Consider the following 266-nt stretch of genomic DNA (forward strand, 5'->3'; position numbering starts at 1 on the left):
AATCCATCTACCATTTGCCACATTTCCAGTCCTCCTCCTTCTTCACCTTCCCTTCTGGGCACTCTATTCCCGGAGTTGTCGGATTTGAAGTATGATGACGTTCTACTTTCAGAGTTATCGGATTTCTTGCAGGATGATGTATTTCAGAGTGCTCTGTGCGCCAGTGCACAGGAGTGCGCACTCGCAGATGGCACTCTTACTGAAGAAAGTCAGCCTGACAGTGATCAGCGGCCCAAAAACATCTCCGGGATGCACACGCTAAGAGC

Annotated in this window: 1 protein-coding gene; it reads left to right on the plus strand. The window is 49.6% G+C overall.

Translation table 11 applies throughout. The features are described from left to right. Positions 1-84 precede the first annotated feature (84 nt). Positions 85-266, plus strand: a 182-nt coding sequence (locus E1189_RS24170; RefSeq protein ID WP_230459790.1) for a hypothetical protein, incomplete at its 3' end; no start/stop codon positions are given.

It is taken from the genome of Parendozoicomonas verongulae (genome assembly GCF_009711465.1).
GTDB lineage: Bacteria > Pseudomonadota > Gammaproteobacteria > Pseudomonadales > Endozoicomonadaceae > Sansalvadorimonas > Sansalvadorimonas verongulae.